This window comes from Bombella sp. ESL0380 (genome assembly GCF_009725805.1).
GTDB lineage: Bacteria > Pseudomonadota > Alphaproteobacteria > Acetobacterales > Acetobacteraceae > Bombella > Bombella apis.
Window position 1 is genome coordinate 283,376 of the sequence record NZ_WNIH01000005.1, and the last position, 17,329, is coordinate 300,704.

16 protein-coding genes and 1 tRNA gene are annotated in these 17,329 nt (G+C 58.1%); 11 read left to right on the top strand and 6 right to left on the bottom strand.

Features of this window, described 5'->3' with window-relative positions; translation table 11 throughout:
* Window positions 1-107 precede the first annotated feature (107 nt).
* From GM608_RS07005 to GM608_RS07015, 3 genes are all read left to right on the top strand, one after another.
* Complete coding sequence (locus GM608_RS07005; protein WP_333645290.1) at window positions 108-695, top strand: NAD(P)H-dependent oxidoreductase; 588 nt, start codon at window positions 108-110, stop codon at window positions 693-695.
* Between the two features lie 46 nt (window positions 696-741).
* On the top strand, window positions 742-1,698 hold the full coding sequence (locus tag GM608_RS07010; RefSeq protein ID WP_333645291.1) for an AraC family transcriptional regulator: 957 nt from the start codon (window positions 742-744) through the stop codon (window positions 1,696-1,698).
* Window positions 1,699-1,800: 102 nt separating this feature from the next.
* Window positions 1,801-2,868, top strand: a complete 1,068-nt coding sequence (locus GM608_RS07015; RefSeq protein WP_249080135.1) for an NAD(P)-dependent alcohol dehydrogenase — start codon at window positions 1,801-1,803, stop codon at window positions 2,866-2,868.
* A gap of 43 nt (window positions 2,869-2,911) precedes the next feature.
* Here the strand turns inward: GM608_RS07015 and GM608_RS07020 are convergent, their stop codons facing one another.
* Window positions 2,912-5,470, bottom strand: a complete 2,559-nt coding sequence (locus GM608_RS07020) for an excinuclease ABC subunit UvrA (RefSeq protein WP_333645293.1) — start codon at window positions 5,468-5,470, stop codon at window positions 2,912-2,914.
* A gap of 161 nt (window positions 5,471-5,631) precedes the next feature.
* Between GM608_RS07020 and GM608_RS07025 the strand changes: the two genes are divergently transcribed.
* On the top strand, window positions 5,632-6,453 hold the full coding sequence (locus GM608_RS07025) for a P-loop NTPase fold protein (RefSeq protein ID WP_333645295.1): 822 nt from the start codon (window positions 5,632-5,634) through the stop codon (window positions 6,451-6,453).
* A 116-nt stretch (window positions 6,454-6,569) separates the two neighbouring features.
* On the top strand, window positions 6,570-7,544 hold the full coding sequence (locus GM608_RS07030; RefSeq protein WP_333645296.1) for a hypothetical protein: 975 nt from the start codon (window positions 6,570-6,572) through the stop codon (window positions 7,542-7,544).
* A gap of 68 nt (window positions 7,545-7,612) precedes the next feature.
* Here the strand turns inward: GM608_RS07030 and GM608_RS07035 are convergent.
* A tRNA-Tyr gene (locus GM608_RS07035) sits at window positions 7,613-7,698 on the bottom strand.
* 75 nt (window positions 7,699-7,773) lie between these two features.
* On the opposite strand from GM608_RS07035, the gene rlmB reads away from it, so the two are divergent.
* Window positions 7,774-8,577, top strand: a complete 804-nt coding sequence (gene rlmB, locus GM608_RS07040) for a 23S rRNA (guanosine(2251)-2'-O)-methyltransferase RlmB (RefSeq protein WP_081562805.1) — start codon at window positions 7,774-7,776, stop codon at window positions 8,575-8,577.
* Window positions 8,578-8,649: 72 nt separating this feature from the next.
* Here the strand turns inward: rlmB and GM608_RS07045 are convergent, their stop codons facing one another.
* On the bottom strand, window positions 8,650-9,729 hold the full coding sequence (locus tag GM608_RS07045; RefSeq protein WP_192848401.1) for an alkene reductase: 1,080 nt from the start codon (window positions 9,727-9,729) through the stop codon (window positions 8,650-8,652).
* 154 nt (window positions 9,730-9,883) lie between these two features.
* On the opposite strand from GM608_RS07045, the gene GM608_RS07050 reads away from it, so the two are divergent.
* The gene (locus tag GM608_RS07050; RefSeq protein ID WP_248630663.1) at window positions 9,884-10,210 is read left to right on the top strand and encodes a helix-turn-helix transcriptional regulator; all 327 of its coding nucleotides are present in this window, start codon (window positions 9,884-9,886) and stop codon (window positions 10,208-10,210) included.
* A gap of 23 nt (window positions 10,211-10,233) precedes the next feature.
* Here the strand turns inward: GM608_RS07050 and GM608_RS07055 are convergent, their stop codons facing one another.
* Window positions 10,234-10,659, bottom strand: a complete 426-nt coding sequence (locus tag GM608_RS07055) for a DUF6476 family protein (protein ID WP_248630664.1) — start codon at window positions 10,657-10,659, stop codon at window positions 10,234-10,236.
* Here GM608_RS07055 and GM608_RS07060 point away from each other — a divergent pair.
* Window positions 10,643-11,644, top strand: coding sequence for an RluA family pseudouridine synthase (locus GM608_RS07060; RefSeq protein WP_333645297.1), 1,002 nt, complete (start codon window positions 10,643-10,645; stop codon window positions 11,642-11,644). The genes GM608_RS07055 and GM608_RS07060 overlap by 17 nt on opposite strands.
* A 227-nt stretch (window positions 11,645-11,871) precedes the next feature.
* Complete coding sequence (rpoH, locus tag GM608_RS07065; protein WP_043558106.1) at window positions 11,872-12,795, top strand: RNA polymerase sigma factor RpoH; 924 nt, start codon at window positions 11,872-11,874, stop codon at window positions 12,793-12,795.
* Window positions 12,796-12,947: 152 nt separating this feature from the next.
* Here the strand turns inward: rpoH and GM608_RS07070 are convergent, their stop codons facing one another.
* Window positions 12,948-14,141 carry a phosphoglycerate kinase gene (locus GM608_RS07070; RefSeq protein WP_043558103.1) on the bottom strand — a complete coding sequence of 398 codons (1,194 nt, stop codon included), beginning with the start codon at window positions 14,139-14,141 and terminating at the stop codon, window positions 12,948-12,950.
* 2 nt (window positions 14,142-14,143) lie between these two features.
* Window positions 14,144-15,166, bottom strand: coding sequence for a type I glyceraldehyde-3-phosphate dehydrogenase (gap, locus tag GM608_RS07075; protein WP_103765262.1), 1,023 nt, complete (start codon window positions 15,164-15,166; stop codon window positions 14,144-14,146).
* Between the two features lie 143 nt (window positions 15,167-15,309).
* Between gap and GM608_RS07080 the strand changes: the two genes are divergently transcribed.
* Complete coding sequence (locus GM608_RS07080; protein ID WP_081562809.1) at window positions 15,310-15,783, top strand: hypothetical protein; 474 nt, start codon at window positions 15,310-15,312, stop codon at window positions 15,781-15,783.
* Window positions 15,773-17,323, top strand: coding sequence for a glycosyltransferase family 2 protein (locus GM608_RS07085; RefSeq protein ID WP_333645299.1), 1,551 nt, complete (start codon window positions 15,773-15,775; stop codon window positions 17,321-17,323). The genes GM608_RS07080 and GM608_RS07085 overlap by 11 nt, the downstream gene beginning before the upstream one ends.
* Window positions 17,324-17,329: the final 6 nt, after the last annotated feature.

Here is a 17,329-nt window from a genome sequence, read left to right on the forward strand (position 1 = left end):
CAATTCCATGGCCTTTTACAAAGCACTAAAGGCCATTTTCTCCCCTTGACACCAGCGGTTCCGATTAATGAACTGGACATCTTCACAACCCTCATGAAAGTCCCCCAATGACCCACATCCACCTCATCAACGGGGCGAAACCTTTTGCCCACTCTGCCGGAAAACTGAACCAGACCCTCCAGAATCTTGCCGCAACCTGCCTTCAGGAACACGGTTTGTCCGTCAGCCAGACCGTCATTGATGAAGGCTATGATGTCGAAAGCGAGATCCGGGCGATCCAGAAAGCGGACATCGTCATCTACCAGTTTCCGGGATGGTGGATGGGCACGCCGTGGCCTCTGAAAAAATATATGGATGAGGTTTTCACACAGGCACATGGCCTTTTTTACAACAACGATGGCCGCAGCCGGCACGACCCCTCAAAGCGTTATGGCTCTGGCGGCCTGCTACAGGGCAAACGCTTCATGGTATCCACCACGTGGAATGCCCCACTTGAAGCCTTCGAAGACAGGGACCAGTTCTTCGGCGGCGGTGGCATTGATGCCGTGCTTTTCCCGTTCTATCGGGCCCATGCCTTTCTCGGCATGAACCGCCTGCCCACCTTTCTGGCAACGGATGTCATGAAGAACCCGGATGTCCCAGCCATGGAGGCTGCCTACCGGCGGCATATCGAGCAGGTCATCATCATGGCCTGACCGGCTCCACGGATCAGGAACAACCGGCACAGAGAAAGACTGCACCATGCCACAGGACCGACTCGCCGCCCTCCAGGCGGCTGTCAGCCGCCACTGCCCGGAAAAAGTCACCCATACGGCTTTCGACTTCCTGACCCTCTATCGCACCGGGACCGTGACCGATCCCGTTCTGGTCGTTTACGAACCCCGCATCTACATCGTCGTGCAGGGGCAGAAAATCCTTCACCTCCATGACCAGCCCCTGCCCTATGGCGAGGGCGAATATCTGATCTCCACACTGGACCTGCCCGTTTCCGGCCAGATCACCAGGGCCTCGGCGGAAAGACCCTATCTGGCCCTGTGCATCAGCTTCTCCTCCACGGAGATGGAGCAGCTCCTCCGGGAGAGCCAGTCCGCCCTCAGCCGTCAGACCCGGAAACTGGCCCTCCGAAAGGAGAACAGCTCTCCCATATCCGCCATGGGAGTGAGCCGGATCACCGACGACCTGCTGGATGCCCTGCTGCGCCTGGTAGGGCTGCTCGCCCGGAATAGCGACCAGAAATTTCTGGCGCAGCTCTACAAGAAGGAGCTCCTCTATCTCTTTCTTCATGGCCAACAAGGCCATGTCCTTCAGGAAACGGCTCACCTCCAGAGTGACCTCTCCCGCATCAACAGGGCCATCATCCATCTGCGCCACCATTTTCAGGAACGGTTCGAGATCGGCACGCTGGTGAAGATCGCCGGGATGGGCCAGTCCAGCTTCTACAAACGCTTCGGAGAGCTGACAGGCATGACGCCCGTCCAGTACCGCACGAAGCTGCGCCTGCAGGAAGCACGCCGCCTCATGGTGCATGAAGAGATGAGCGCTGCCAGCGCAGGCTTTCAGGTAGGATATGACAGTCCCTCCCAGTTCAGCCGTGAGTACAGGAAAACCTTCGGCCGCCCGCCCCAGGCCGACCTCCAGCACATCCGCCGCATGGGCGTGGATGCCTATACGGCCCAGCATGAAGATGTGTGGTTCTGAAGCAGACCTGCCATCCCTCCTGAAAGATTGAACAGAAGGTTAACGTTCCATAGGCTCGCAGCTGGCCCGTTCAATCGCCGCTCTTCAGGGAAGGATGATCCCATGCGCACCATTGGCTTTGCCTGCACCTCTGCCGAGGCCCCTCTCGCCCCCCTCCATTTTGACCGCCGCAATCCCCGCCCCAATGACGTAGTGATGGAGGTCCTCTATTGCGGGGTCTGTCACTCCGACCTGCACTGGGTGCGCAATGACTGGGGCCATACGCCCTATCCGGCCATTCCCGGCCACGAGATCATCGGCCGCGTGCTGGAGGTCGGCCCGGAGGTGACCCGCCACAAGGCCGGGGACATCGTTGCCGTCGGCTGCATGGTGGACAGCTGCATGACATGTGACCAGTGCCGCAAAGGTGAGGAACAGTATTGCCGGGAGGGCAGGAAATATCCCATCGGCATGAATGGGGTCTATGGTGGCATTGATGCCGTGGACGGAACTCCCAACATGGGCGGCTATTCCAAGCACCTCGTCGCCCGGCAGGAATTCGTCCTGAAAGTGCCAGCAGGGCTGGATGCCTCCAGGGCGGCACCGCTGCTCTGTGCCGGCATCACCACATGGTCCCCCCTGCGGACATGGCGTACCGGGCCCGGATCACGGGTTGCCGTCATCGGCCTTGGCGGGCTGGGCCAGATGGCCGTGAAGCTGGCTTCCGCACTCGGAGCGGAAGTCACCGTCCTTTCACGCAGCGGGAAGAAAAAACAGGAAGCCCTCGCCCTGGGGGCAGACAGCTTCCTCGCCTCTGGCGATGAAAAGGCCATGCAGGAAGCGGCCAGCCGTTTTGACCTCATCATCGACACCATACCGGTGGAGCATGACATCAACCCCTACCTGTCCCTGCTGGATGTGGACGGCACGATCTCCCTTGTCGGGCAGGTCGGCCCCATACCGGCACTCTCAACCCTGCCGCTGGTCTATGGCCGCCGCAACATCACCAGCTCGCTCGCCGGAGGCATCCGTGAAACGCAGGAGCTTCTGGACTTCTGTGCCCGCAAAAACATCCTGCCCGATACGAAGACCATCGCCATGCAGGACATCAACGAGGCCTTCCGCCAGCTGGAACAGGGCGACACGCACTACCGCTTCGTGATCGACATGACCACACTGAAGACCGACTGACCGACCACCCCCGCCGGGACCGAACCCCGGCGGGGCCACCCCGTCACGCTCCGGCCAGCACCTCCCGCAAATATGGCCCTGTCCGGCTTTCAGGGTTCCTGACCACCTCCTCCGGCGGGCCGGAGGCAATGATCCTGCCGCCCTTCTCCCCGCTGCCGGGGCCAATATCGATCACCCAGTCACTCGCCGCCGCCACACGCATGTTATGTTCGGTCACGACCACGCTGTGCCCCTGCTCCACCAATGTCTGGAGCTGGCCCAGCAGCCTGTCCGTATCAGAAGGATGCAGGCCGGTCGTGGGTTCATCCAGAACATACAGCATGGGGGCGGGCCGCCGCTTCTGCAGTTCCGTTGCCAGCTTGAGCCGCTGCGCCTCACCGCCGGACAGTTCCGGTGCAGGCTGGCCAAGACGGAGATAGCCAAGGCCGGACTGCTCCAGCGTTTCCAGCCCGCGGGCCAGTGCCCCTTCTCCAGCAAAGAAGGTGCAGGCCTCCTCCACGGTCATGGCCAGCACGTCGGCAATGTTCTTCTCCCGCAGCGTGATGGCCAGCACCTCATCCCTGTAGCGTGCCCCGTGACAGACCGGACAGGGAGCCTCCACACCAGGCATGAAGAGCAGACCGACCGAGACCGTCCCCAACCCCTCGCAATGCGGGCACCGCCCCTTGGCCACATTGAAGCTGAAGCAGCTTTCATCCAGCTTCGCCCTGCGGGCGGCTTCCGTTGCGGCGAAGAGCCTGCGTATCTGGTCAAAAATGCCCGTATAGGTCGCCAGATTGGAGCGTGACGTCCGCCCGATGGGCTTCTGCGTGATGATGGCCAGACGCCGGACATGCTCCAGCCCTGCCACGATACGCCCTTCCGGCTGGGCCTCCACGGCCTCGTCCGCCAGTGGCGTGGTGTCGTCACCATCCTGCGGTTCGTCCGCTTCCTCGACCTTCTGGCCCAGCGCACGCCCCAGAAGGCTCACCAGAGCCTGACTGACCAGACTGGACTTGCCGGAACCGGAAACACCCGTCACGCTCACCAGAACACCCAGTGGCAGCTTCAGGGACAGGTCCTTCATGTTCCGCCATGTGATGCCCTCAAGCTGGAGCCACCGCTCCACCTGTCGGCCGGGACCACGCTCCAGAGGCGGCGGGGCAAAGAGATAAGGCCTTGTGCGGGAGGCCTCCACCTGCCGCAGGCCATCCGGCGGACCACTGTAAAGAACCTGCCCGCCATGGCTGCCCGCACCGGGACCAATATCCACCAGCCAGTCCGCCCGCCGCATGACGACAGGATCATGCTCCACGACCAGCAGGGAGTTTCCGGCCCGGGGCAGACGGGCCAGCACGTTCAGCAGGGCCTCGATATCCGCCGGATGCAGTCCGGCGGCGGGTTCATCCAGCACGTAGGCCACGCCAAACAGGGCGGAATGGACCTGCGTCCCCAGCCGCAGACGCTGATATTCGCCGGGGGAAAGACTGTCCACGGTCCGGTCCGTCTGAAGATAGCCCAGCCCCAGCTCCAGCAGGATCTCCAGCCGCCGGAGCAGGGCCGTGCCGATTTCCTCAATCACACGCCCCTGTGCATCATCCCGCCGCTCTCCTGCCAGCTGGTCTTTCAGCACGGCATGAAGCCGTTCCAGCGGCAGGTGGAACAGGGCCGCAATATCCTGCCCCGCAAACGTCACGGCCAAGGCTTCAGGCTTCAGACGGGCACCGTGACAGACCGGGCAGCGTGTCGCCTGCATGAAGGTCGCCGCACGGGCACGCATCTTCGCACTCTTGGAGCCGTGAAAACTCTGCATCACATGGCGGCGTGCGCTGGCAAAGGTGCCCTGATAGGTCGCCGGCTCCCCCCGCTTCATGGCCGCCTGACTCTCGGCATAGTTCAGACCCCGGTAGATCGGTTCTGTCGGGGTTTCATCCGTGTACAGAATCCAGTCCCGTGTTTCCCTGGGCAGGTCCTGCCACGGCGTGTCCAGATCGACCCCACGCATCATGAGGATGTCCCGCAGGTTCTGCCCCTGCCACGCACCGGGCCATGCGGCCACGGCCTTTTCCCGCAGGGTCAGCGTCGGGTCGGGCACCATCTTTTCTTCCACGACATCATAGAGCCATCCCGTGCCCTGACAGCGCGAACAGGCCCCCTGCGGCGTATTGGCGGAGAAATCGTCACTCTCCAGCATGGGCGCACCGGCTGGATACGTCCCTGCCCGGGAATAGAGCATACGCAGCAGATTGGAGAGGGTCGTCACGCTGCCCACGGATGACCGGCTGCTCGTGCCCGCCTGCTGCTGAAGGGCGATGACGGGCGGCAGCCCTTCGATGCTGCGGATTTTCGGTGGAGGCAGCTGATGGAACAGCCGCCGTGCATAGGGAGCGACCGTCTCCAGATACCGCCGCTGCGCCTCGGCATAGAGCGTCCCGAACGCCAAAGACGACTTGCCCGACCCGGACACGCCGGTGAACACCACCAGACATCCCCGTGGAACCTCCAAGGAAACATCCTTCAGGTTATGCTCCTGTGCGCCTTCCACACGGATCATGTCGTGCGGCTCCGATCCATGACTTTGCAGGGAACTGACATGATGATCTGATGATGATGTTCCGGCCATGACAGCCTCCCGACCGTTCGTTAGCAGAGTGGCAAGATTAGCATATCTAACACCGGCCTCATGCCTGCAAAATGACGCCCGGCTCCGTGCTTGGACATCTTTTTTCTCCTACCTTCGGCACAAAAAGGTAAAGTTTACACTGTTAAGGAATACCTCACCGAATGACTGACGATTACGAATGGGCTGGTCCGAATGCCAACATAGCCAAGGTGCTTGATAAATACTGTTACGGAGCCAGCAGACCTCCCTTCGCACTTATGCTGGATGGCGCATGGGGCTGCGGCAAAACGTGGTTCATAAAACGCTTTTTTGAAGAAAAGAAAAAAAACCGCATATCAGACAGTGAACTGGGCATGATCTATGTATCCCTTTACGGGATTCAGGACGCCGAAGAAATTACCAAAGCCATCTATGCGGCCATGCATCCCATACTGGGAGGCAAGATAGGAGAGCTTGGAAAAGTCGTTTTCAAAGGACTTCTGAAAAGCACACTGAAGATTGACCTTCATCATCTGGAAAACGGAAAGGCTGACCTGTCAGCTGTTCTGGGGATTCCGGACAATACAGGAAACAAAGACAGGATATTCAGAAACCGCATTCTCGTCTTCGATGACGTGGAACGTGCAAAAATGCCCGTATCCGACATATTGGCCCTTGTTCAGCCTTTGGTGGAATCCCACGAAGACCGTGTCATTCTTGTGGCCAATGAGAAAGACATTGCTGCCGATAATGAGGTAGAGAGAGACCGATATGAACGTGTAAAAGAGAAAACTATCTATCTTTCTTTACACCTGACGCCTGACATAGGAAAAACATTCAAAAAATTCATTACAGAAAATGAAAATGGTATATTTATTTCATTTATTGAAGAAAATAAAGAATATATGTATAATTTAATTATTAAATCTTCCTGTAGCAATTTAAGAATTGTAGATTTTTTCATGACATTTGGAGAATACCTCTTAGAATACACATATGAATAAATTAATAATATAATATAATATACAATAGAAATATTCTTAATATTGTATCTATTCTTTACGGTGTCCTAATAGAAAATTCTATAAATAAAAATACATTTGATAATATTGAACATATAATGCTTTTTGATTTCGATGAAAAATTTGCAAAAGATATATTTTCTGACGAATATTATGAAAATATCAAAGAAAAACACTCAAAAATAAGAGAAAAACCTTATTTTCCTATGATGAAAGATCAACAAAATACAGTTCGCATTATGTATCAATTCATAAAAAATGGCATATTAAATCCTGATGAACGCTCATATCTCTCAAATATCATATCAAATGAAATTCACATTCCAACCTATAAGAAAATACATTCTTATCAGCAATATGATAAAAATGAGTACGACAGATTATTAGAGGAATTTTTAGAAGAATTTCATGAATTAAATGTACAAGATGACTACGAATTAATTAAAATGTGTGATATTTACCTTATGTTGGCACGCCTTAACATTTCACCATTCAATGAAGAACCAATCAGTACACTAAAAAAAAATATAAAGAGATACTTCAAAAAACGCCTCTTTAATCAGGAAAAAGATATAGAAGACTATGCTGACAAAATTTTTCTTAACGAACACAGCCACAGTCTAATGTATATCGAAAGAGGTAGTGAATCTTTTAAGGAGATACTACTTTTCTTCTCAAAAGAAAAGAATCATTTCATCAAAATTAATGTAGAAAATTATGTAAAATATAAAATTAAAAAAGAAAAAGCGTTAGAACTTCTTGGTATGATAAAATATAATAACTACAACTACCTTACAGAAAATCCCTTTCTTAATAAAATAGACCCATCATATTTCTTAGAAATTCTTAATGACCTTATTGGTTATAGTAGAGACATGGCATTTTCAACACTAAACCACCGTTTCAAACAGTCCCAGAATACGTCAAACCCTCTTCATCCCGAAAAAGAATGGTTTGAACAACTACATCAAAAACTAATAGAACTGATAAACCACAAACATACACACCCGCTACACCGAGAAACACTGAAACGTGATGCGCTAACCCTCTATGACCGGATAAAAACAACCTAAAAAAGGTAAATATCCTCATCCATGACAGTATGAGGCCAGTTAACCAAATTTTTCAGGAAAAAACCACCTGGTGGAGGGGGTTGGATTCGAACCAACGTAGGCGTACGCCAGCGGATTTACAGTCCGCCCCCTTTAGCCACTCGGGCACCCCTCCGAACTCAGGATGTGCGTGTGATAATATGCATTTACTGCTATGTCAATGCGAGCCAGAAAGATTATACAAAGACTTATGGCTAGAAAATCATCCTCCCGCCGTGTGGCCCTGCCCGAGGCGCAGAATCTCTCCCGCAACCGCTCCCGCCGCAGCACGACCCGGCACGGTGCCCCCGCCACGGGCAAGGGCTACTGGATCTACGGCCAGCACGCCGTGGAGGCCGCCCTGCTCAACCCTGCACGGGTCATCTACAGCCTTCTGGCGACAAAGGAAGCCGCCGACTCCCTGCCCGAGACGGCCCATCAGCCCCGCATCGTCAGCCGGGAAGAGCTGGATGCCCTCTGCGGGAAAGACGCCGTGCATCAGGGCGTCTGCCTGAATGTCGAACCACTGGAAAATCCCGCCATCGTGGATGTCATCGACCGCCCCGGCCCCATTCTGGTGCTGGATCAGGTCACGGACCCCCGCAACATCGGGGCCATCCTGCGCTCGGCCGCCGCCTTCGGGGCCGCTGCCCTTCTGGTGCAGGACCGCCATACACCTGATGAAACCGGCACCATGGCCAAGGCGGCCTCCGGCGGGCTGGATGTCGTGCCCATCATCCGGGAGACCAACATTTCCCGTGCCCTACAGGGCCTTCAGAAAGCCGGGTTCTGGGTCGTGGGGCTGGATGCAGGCGGCACAAGGCTGGACCGCAACCAGCTCGGCGACCGTCGTGTGGCTCTGGTTCTGGGGGCCGAAGGGGCCGGCCTGCGCCGCCTGACACGGGAGACCTGCGATGAGATTGCCTCCATCCACATGTCCGGCCCGATGGAGAGCCTGAACGTCTCCAACGCCTCCGCCGTTGCCCTGTACGAGCTGACCCGCCCGCTGGACTGATCCCAGACACAAAAACGGGGTGGGACCGGAGAACCCGGTCACCACCCCGCTCTCAAGCGATACTATCGGCCATCACTTGGCGAACGGATAGTCCGTATAGCCCTTGGCCCCCAGTGGGCCATAGCGTGTTTCCATATCATCCTCCTGAAGCGGCAGATCATCCTTCAGGCGGCGTACAAGGTCAGGATTGGAAATATACAGCCGCCCAAAGCTGATGGCATCAGCCTTGCCCTCCGCTACGGCCTTCAGAGCCTCATCCCGTGTATATTCCTGATTCAGCACCAGCGGACGAGTAAAGACCTTACGAATTTCCGGGGACAGCTTGGGCTGGTCAGTCGCCGTGCCATATGTGCTGGTAGGACTGGCTTCACGCAGCTCCAGCCATGCCACCCCCAGATCATTCAGCATCTTTGCCGCCGGGATGAAGACGGCCTCCGGGTTGCTGTCAATCGTACCCTGCACTTCCCCGTTCGGGGAGAGGCGAACGCCGACATGCTCGGCCCCGACTTCCTTGATGACGGCTTCCGTCACCTCACGCAGCAGACGCAGACGGTTCTCGACAGACCCGCCATAGGCGTCCGTCCGGTGATTGGTGCCATCCCGCAGGAACTCATCCAGCAGATAGCCATTGGCGGAATGAATCTGCACGCCATCGAACCCGGCCTTCATCGCATTGCGGGCCGCATGGGCATAGCTTTCCACAATCCCCGGAATCTCATCCAGACGCAGCGCACGGGCTTCCTCATAAGGGGCCTTGCCCTCATAAGTATGAATATGCCCCGGTGCCGTTGAGGGAGACGGTGCCACTGGCTGCTCGCCTGTAACGGAGGAATGAACCATCCGCCCCATGTGCCAGAGCTGGCAGACAATCTTGCCGCCCTTTTCATGCACGGCATCGGTAACGGCCTTCCAGCCCTTCACCTGCTCCTCATTCCAGATGCCCGTGGCATAGGCCCAGCCAAGCCCCTGACGGGAAATGCCCACCGCCTCGGAGATGATCAGACCGGCACTGGCCCGCTGGCCATAATATTCCGCCATGATGGGGGTCGGGACGGCATCCTTGCCTGCCCTTGCCCGTGTGAGCGGTGCCATGACGACACGGTTGGCCGCCTTGATGGCTCCGAAGGAAATGGGATCGAAAAGTGTTGGCATGGTGTTTTCTCCTGAAAAACATGACCAGACAGATGACGGGGACACATGGTGTCACCGCCCGTTCTTCTCAAACGCTAACACTTCCCTTTTGTTCTATCAACATAGAACAATGAAACCTTGACAAACAGCCCCCCGACTCCCGATACACGATCTCATGGCTGCGCTGTATCATCACCCCGCCCCGGAAGACATCACCCTCCTGCCCCTTCTGCGGGCCGTGGCGGACCCTGTCCGTCTGGGCATCATCTGCCACCTGCACGGCCTGAAGGAAGCCAACTGCACGACCCTTCTGCGTGGCAGGCCAAAATCAAGCATGTCGCACCATTTTCAGGTCCTGCGGGAGGCCGGCATCCTGCATACCCGTGTGGAAGGGGTCCAGCACCGCAACACGCTCCGTCTTGACGTGCTGGAGGACCGCTTCCCCGGCCTGATGGCCTCTATCCTGCGGGAATGTCCGGCAGAGTTTCCAGAGAAAGACTGACCCTCCAACGAAGGCCGTCCCCATCAATGAGCGGCAGGCCCCGTCAGGTCCAATTCCGCCACAAGGCGGGCCTGCTCCGGCTGCCAGAGCAGGATGCGGGCATCGCCCTGCCCTGTCTTGAGCGTGACGGCCAGAAGGCCATCAGGGCGGGCCGTGACGGCCATGACCTGCTCATCCGCCTGCCTGGGCAGTTTCAGCAGGGCTGGCCCTGCCAGAGAAGCAGGCCCTGCCGCTGCCCGTGAAAGCCCGGAAGCCGCCGGAGCGGGTGAAGCCGAAGAGTGGTTCATCATCCGATGAATGATGATTCCCACCAGCAGGACCGTCCCCAGAATGATCATCACCCCCATGATGATGACAGCCGCCACCAGAGCCCTGGGCGTGCGTGGCGGGTTCGACTCGCTGTTTTGTCCCGGCTCGACTAGATTGGGGGCCATGTCCGACTCACTCATCTCCGATTCTCTCCCTGCGGATGCGCCCGCTCTCTTCTCATTCACCATCACGCCCGAGCAGACAGGGCAGCGGGCCGACCGTATGCTGGCAGACGCCATCGGTACCCTCTCCCGCTCCCGTGTCAAAGCCCTGATTGAGACGGGCCACCTTACCTGCAACGGCACGCCCCGGCGAGACCCCGCCTTCGCCCTGCGAGAGGGAATGACGCTGGAGCTGCGCCTGCCCCCGCCAGAACCGGCCCGCCCGCAGGCCGAAAGCATCCCGCTGGACATCCTCTTTGAGGACAGGGACCTCATCGTGCTGGACAAACCAGCCGGGCTGGTCGTCCACCCCGCCCCCGGCAATGAAACAGGTACACTCGTCAATGCCCTTCTTGGCCATTGCGGGCCGGACTTTGAAGGGATTGGCGGGGAAAAACGCCCCGGCATCGTCCATCGGCTGGACAAGGACACATCCGGCGTGATGGTCGTTGCAAAAACCCCCCTCGCCCATGAAGCCCTGTCCGAAGCCTTTGCGACCCGTACGATGGAACGGGCCTATCTCGCCCTGGCGTGGGGTCTCCTTCCGCCTTCAGGCGAGTTTGAAGGGGCGATCGGACGGGATAAGCGGGACCGCAAGCGCATGGCCGTCGTCCCTAATGGCGGCAAACACGCCCTGACACGCTTCACGACGAAAGAAACTTTTCATGCGGGGGTATCGCTCGTGGAGTGCCGGCTGGCCACGGGACGGACGCATCAGATCCGTGTCCACCTGTCCCATAATGGCCACCCCCTGCTGGGCGACCCGGTCTATCTGCGTCGTGTCCCGGCAGCGGCCCGCAAACTGCCCGTGAACGTGCGCCATCAGGCTCTCGACTTCCCCCGTCAGGCCCTTCATGCCGCCACTCTGGGTTTTACCCACCCACGAACAAAGGAAGAACTGCTTTTTTCCGCCCCTCTCCCTAATGATCTCCAGACCCTGATTGAAGCTCTCTCGGAAGGGTGAACCACCTGACTTTTTATTAAGTTTGACTCTCGGCAGGAATCAATTAAAGAATAATAGGACGAAAAAAGTCCTATAAAGAATGGACATGTCTCTATTGCCTTATTTGCGATGGAGATACGGCCTGACCGGCGTTAAGATGCAGGCGCTGGTCTCATCGTTCCTGTAAGGGATAGGCTGGTATGATCTGCCCGCCTCTTCCCCAGTCGGGTGCAAGGAGTCGAAGTCGCATGAAGTCTCCCTCAACTCTTCCCGCCATCGGCCCGGAGACCAACCTTTCCCGTTATCTTCAGGAAATCCGGCGGTTCCCCCTTCTCACCTCCGAGCAGGAACTCGCTCTTGCCCGCCGCTGGCGTGACAAACACGACAGCACGGCGGCTCATGAACTGGTAACATCCCACCTGCGCCTTGTTGCCAAGATTGCCATGAGTTACCGGGGCTATGGTCTGCCTGTCAGCGAACTGATCAGCGAGGGCAATATCGGCATGATGCAGGCTGTCCGCCGTTTTGACCCGGAGCGAGGCTTCCGGCTGGCGACCTATGCCATGTGGTGGATCAGGGCAGCCATTCAGGAGTACATCCTGCACAGCTGGTCTCTGGTGAAAATGGGCACGACCGCTGCCCAGAAGAAGCTCTTCTTCAACCTCCGCCGCCTGAAAGGGCAGATGCAGGCTTATGAGGAAGGCGACCTGCAGCCAGAGCAGATTGATCATATTGCCAAAACACTGGGCGTGCCGGAGCAGGATGTCATCTCCATGAACCGCCGCCTTACGGCACCTGACCATAGCCTGAACGCCCCGCTCCGTGCAGATGGCGAGCAGGAATGGCAGGACTGGCTTGTGGACCAGAACGAGAATCAGGAAGATACACTGGCCGAAAGCGAGGACATGAGCGGGCGCAAGGCTCTGCTTGCCGAAGCCATGCAGACGCTCAATGACCGTGAGCGCCACATTCTGACAGAACGCCGCCTGAAGGAAGACCCCTCCACGCTGGAAGAACTCTCCCATCATTACGGTGTCTCCCGTGAGCGCATCCGTCAGATTGAAGCCCGTGCCATGGAAAAATTGCAGAAAGCCATGGCCTCCGCCGTCAAGGAACGCCGCAGGGAACAGGGCTTCTCCGAAGAAGAGGTGGCCGAAAAAGTCAAAGCCTGATCCCCACCTCCTCCTTCAGAACTGCACTGAACAGAACGCAGCGGGGCCATACCCTGGCTGCGTTTTTTCATGCAACAGGAAGAAACAGTAGACACAAAAAAGGCGGCGTCCCGAAGGACACCGCCTCTTCCGTAAAACCAGCGAAACCGATCTTACTTGGCGCGCAGCACCTCAACACCCGGAAGGGTCTTACCCTCCAGCCATTCGAGGAAGGCACCGCCAGCCGTGGAGACATAGCTCATACGGTCAGCCACGCCAGCGTGACGCAGGGCAGAAACGGTGTCACCACCGCCAGCCACTGTCAGCAGCTTGCCTTCTTCGGTCAGCTTGGCAGCGGCACGGGCCACTTCCACGGTTGCCTTGTCGAAAGGCTCGATCTCGAAAGCACCCAGCGGACCGTTCCAGACAAGAGTCTTCAGGTCAGCAAGATGTTTGGAGATCAGCTCGGCTGTCTTCGGGCCAGCATCAAGGATCATGGTGTCTTCCGGCACCTTGTCCACCGGCACAACCTCGGAGGCGGCACCTGCCTTGAACTCACGGGCCACGACGGCATCCACCGGCAGGACCAGCTTGCAGCCTTTTTCCTTGGCGCGGGCGGCAATCTTGCGAGCCGTCTCATGCATGTCGGATTCCTGGAGGGACTTGCCAACCTTCACGCCTTCAGCAGCGAGGAAGGTGTTGGCCATGGCCCCACCAATGAACAGAACATCCACCTTGTCCAGCACGTTGCCGATCAGGTCCAGCTTCGTGGAAATCTTGGACCCGCCAATCACGGCGCCGACAGGGCGCTTCGGGCTTTCCAGCGCAGCGGAAAGAGCCTTCAGCTCAGCTTCCATCAGGCGACCAGCATAGGCCGGCAGCAGATGGGCCACGCCCTCTGTGGAAGCATGGGCACGGTGGGCAGCAGAGAAAGCATCATCCACATAGATATCCCCGTTGGCAGCCAGTGCCTTGGAGAATTCGGGATCGTTCTTCTCTTCCTCAGCGTGGAAACGTGTATTCTCCAGCAGGAGAACCCCGCCATCCTTCAGCGCATCCACAGCCTCTTTGGCCTTGGGGCCCACGCAGTCCGCAGCGAAGGCGACCGGGCGGCCAAGCAGCTCACCCAGACGTTTGCCAACCGGTGCCAGCGACATCTCGGGAACGACCTTGCCCTTGGGCCGGTCGAAGTGGCTGAGAAGGATGACCTTGGCCCCCTTCTCAGTCAGCTCACGGATGGTCGGCAGCACACGCTCGATACGGGTCGTATCGGTAATGGCACCCTCATGCATGGGGACATTCAGGTCAGCGCGGAGAAGTACGCGTTTGCCACGTACCTCCGCCTTATCAAGCGTGCGAAAAGCCATGATCAGAGTTTCCCGAACAGAGATGCCGTGTCGGACATACGGTTGGAGAAGCCCCACTCATTGTCGTACCAGGCACAGATACGGACCAGCTCACCACCATCAACCAGCGCTGTCTGCGTGGCATCAAAGGTGGAGGAGAACGGAACGTGGTTGAAGTCGTGGCTCACCAGCGGCTCCGTGTTGTAGCCGAGGATGCCCTTCAGGCGGCCTTCGGAAGCCTCACGGATGGCCTCGTTGACTTCCTCGACGGAGGACGGCTTGCGCTTCGGCACGAAGTCCAGGGAGACGAGGGAGACGTTCGGCGTCGGCACGCGGATGGCCGTGCCGTCCAGCTTGCCCTTGAGCTGCGGCAGAACCAGACCAACGGCACGGGCAGCACCCGTGGATGTCGGAATGATGTTGACAGCAGCGGCACGGGCACGACGGGGATCCTTGTGCAGCGTGTCGATGGTGCGCTGGTCACCTGTGTAGGAATGGACGGTCACCATGTAACCACGCTCGATGCCGAACTTTTCATCCAGCACGGAAGCAACCGGGGAGAGACAGTTCGTCGTGCAGGAAGCGTTGGAGACGATCTGCATGCCCGGCTTCAGGGCGTCGTTGTTCACGCCGTACACGATCGTGGCGTCGGCATCCTTGCCCGGAGCAGAAACCAGCACATGCTTGGCACCAGCCTTCAGCAGGGCAGAAGCCTTGTCACGGGCCGTGAAGAGGCCTGTGCATTCCATGGCCACATCAACACCCTGGAGCGGAATCTCTTCCGGGTTGCGCTGGGCTGTCACCTTGATCGGACCGATGGTGCGGCCCTGGTGGGTCTTGATGAGCAGATCACCATTGACGACCTCGACCTCAGCCGGCAGACGACCATGAACGGTATCGTACTTCAGAAGGTGAGCGTTGGCCTCCACGGAGCCGAGATCGTTGATCAGAACCGGCTCGACGTCAGTGCGCCCGCTTTCGATGATGCCACGAAGAACCAGACGCCCGATACGTCCGAACCCGTTGATTGCAATTTTAACGGCCATTGGTCGCTTCCTCCGTAATTGGTAGCTAAAGGACTCCTTATCCATAGCACCACTGCCAGAGAGCAACAGAGGGAAAATGAAGTTTTTGAAGCAGCCCTGCTTCCCTCTTGCGTCATGCCCGGCTTCCTGTAACCTGTTGTTTTATGATGGCTCTCTCTGTCCCCCGCTCTCTTCTGCGATTCCGCTCCACTGCCCTGCTTCTGCTGACGGCGTCCCTCTGCGGCTGCAATCCCATCGATCAACGCACGTTCGATGCGCAGGCTGGCAGGCCTCCCAGAACGGCCACCCCGGCCCTGCCTGCTCCCGCCCCGGAAAAACCGGCCTTTCTCCAGATTGCTGGCGGCACGCCAGAACGGGATTACGGGCCAGCGGTGGAGAAAGCCACCAAACTTGCACTGGGCCGCAAGAGCAACATCCTGTTCATCATCCAGGGCATGGCTCCCATGCAGCAGACGCCTGAGGCCGAAAGGCAGTCCCTCCAGCAGCTGACAGAGACGCTCGTCAACCCGGTCGCCAGCCATGTTCTGGCAGCCGGTGCCCGCCCCATCCAGCTGGAGATGAAAGTCGGCTCCAGCCCGACCGTCCAGAACAACATGGTCCGTATTTATGTCCGATAGGCACCCTCGTCTCACATGTGCCGTCCTTCTCAAGCAGGCAGACCATACCCTGCCGGGGTGGCTGGCATGGCACCTGGCCCTCGGGATTGAGCATATCGCCATCATTGATGCTGGCGCTTTTGATAATGTGCGGCAGATTGTCCAGAGTCTCCAGCAGGACTGGCCCCTCTCATGGCACCCGGTGGAGCTCCGGGAAGAGCTGAGCCCGGAAGGACGGCGCCTTGAGCTGACCCGGCAGGCCATCACCCACCTCCGGCAGATCACCCAGAACATGCCTCGGGACGTCCAGGAGGAAGCGGAGGGCGACACCATTCCCGTGGAGGACTGGATCATCATTCTGGATGCGGATGAATATCTGTCTCCTACCCGCGAACTGGCACGCCTGTTCCCCCCATCCACGGATGAAATCGCTGCCATGGCCATACATTGGCGGATTTATGGCAGCGCCGGGCATGTTCAGCCTCCTCCGGGGCATGTGGTGGCCAACCATCTCTGGCACGCCATGCCCTCTTTTGCCGATCACCGGTTCGTCCGGCTCATGGCCCGGCTGGACCAGCTGCCCACCCCAGCCAGACTGACCGATGCGCATATGCTGGGCCTGCTGCCAGAGCAGATCATCCGGGCGGATGGAGAGCCCTACCAGCCCGACAGGGAAACCCTTCCAGAAAAACCCTGGGCCGGTGGCTGCATCCAGCATTACATCTGCGCACTGGCCCATGGTGAGGACGAACTGCCTCCACCCATGCGGGCCCACTACAACCGCAACGAGCAGGTCACCCCTCCACAGGAACGTGACCTCCGGGCCATGCGCGTGCTCTCCAACCGGATGCGGGAAAGCGCACTGAAGGCGGGGCTCTCCCGTTTGCAGAAGCTCGTGGAGCCGCAGCTTGAAGAAGCACGTCTGCACTATCAGGAAGATGCCACAGCACTGGGCATCCGGGACCTTGTGCAGCACGGAACCTTCCAGTACGAGCGGATACGCCCCTCCACCCAGAGTGGCCTGCTGCTGAACAACCAGTTTTCAGCCCGCTATGAAGCCGGACAGACCGTCCTTCTCCGCTTCCCTGAGGGCAGACTCCTGACGGGGGACCAGTCGGACCACCACGAACCACTCATCGGATTCTGGCTGAAGAGCACTCCGCATCTTCTCACTCTCCATGAGCAGGACAGGTCATCCTTCACACTTGGAGATGCACCCTGCCCGTTTGGCATGGCCAGCCTGCGCATCACCTTCAACACACAGAGGCAGGCCATCTACCTGCCACACGAAACAGGCCATGCCAACATGCCGCTGGAGCTGATACCGACCAGCACAGCGCCTGCCTGCCTCTTCACACCGCTACCCCCCGTTGATGAGCCGGAGGGCCTGAGCGTGCACGGGCTGCTCACATGGCTTGCCGGGCACCCCAGCCTTCCACCACATGACCTGGCACGGGCACTGCTTCTGCTATCTCCGGATTCTGCTCAACATTTGCACAATCTGGCTCCCATGCTGGGGGAATTTCTTCCATTACGGCCCCGGCCTGAATTCCTGCCCTGAGGCCCC

Coding starts and splice junctions, on each gene's coding strand:
- GM608_RS07005 (WP_333645290.1), top strand. CDS start 108: ATGACCCACATCCACCTCATCAACGGGGCGAAACCTTTTGCCCACTCT.
- GM608_RS07010 (WP_333645291.1), top strand. CDS start 742: ATGCCACAGGACCGACTCGCCGCCCTCCAGGCGGCTGTCAGCCGCCAC.
- GM608_RS07015 (WP_249080135.1), top strand. CDS start 1,801: ATGCGCACCATTGGCTTTGCCTGCACCTCTGCCGAGGCCCCTCTCGCC.
- GM608_RS07020 (WP_333645293.1), bottom strand. CDS start 5,470: ATGGCCGGAACATCATCATCAGATCATCATGTCAGTTCCCTGCAAAGT.
- GM608_RS07025 (WP_333645295.1), top strand. CDS start 5,632: ATGACTGACGATTACGAATGGGCTGGTCCGAATGCCAACATAGCCAAG.
- GM608_RS07030 (WP_333645296.1), top strand. CDS start 6,570: ATGCTTTTTGATTTCGATGAAAAATTTGCAAAAGATATATTTTCTGAC.
- rlmB (WP_081562805.1), top strand. CDS start 7,774: ATGGCTAGAAAATCATCCTCCCGCCGTGTGGCCCTGCCCGAGGCGCAG.
- GM608_RS07045 (WP_192848401.1), bottom strand. CDS start 9,729: ATGCCAACACTTTTCGATCCCATTTCCTTCGGAGCCATCAAGGCGGCC.
- GM608_RS07050 (WP_248630663.1), top strand. CDS start 9,884: ATGGCTGCGCTGTATCATCACCCCGCCCCGGAAGACATCACCCTCCTG.
- GM608_RS07060 (WP_333645297.1), top strand. CDS start 10,643: ATGTCCGACTCACTCATCTCCGATTCTCTCCCTGCGGATGCGCCCGCT.
- GM608_RS07055 (WP_248630664.1), bottom strand. CDS start 10,659: ATGAGTGAGTCGGACATGGCCCCCAATCTAGTCGAGCCGGGACAAAAC.
- rpoH (WP_043558106.1), top strand. CDS start 11,872: ATGAAGTCTCCCTCAACTCTTCCCGCCATCGGCCCGGAGACCAACCTT.
- GM608_RS07070 (WP_043558103.1), bottom strand. CDS start 14,141: ATGGCTTTTCGCACGCTTGATAAGGCGGAGGTACGTGGCAAACGCGTA.
- gap (WP_103765262.1), bottom strand. CDS start 15,166: ATGGCCGTTAAAATTGCAATCAACGGGTTCGGACGTATCGGGCGTCTG.
- GM608_RS07080 (WP_081562809.1), top strand. CDS start 15,310: ATGATGGCTCTCTCTGTCCCCCGCTCTCTTCTGCGATTCCGCTCCACT.
- GM608_RS07085 (WP_333645299.1), top strand. CDS start 15,773: ATGTCCGATAGGCACCCTCGTCTCACATGTGCCGTCCTTCTCAAGCAG.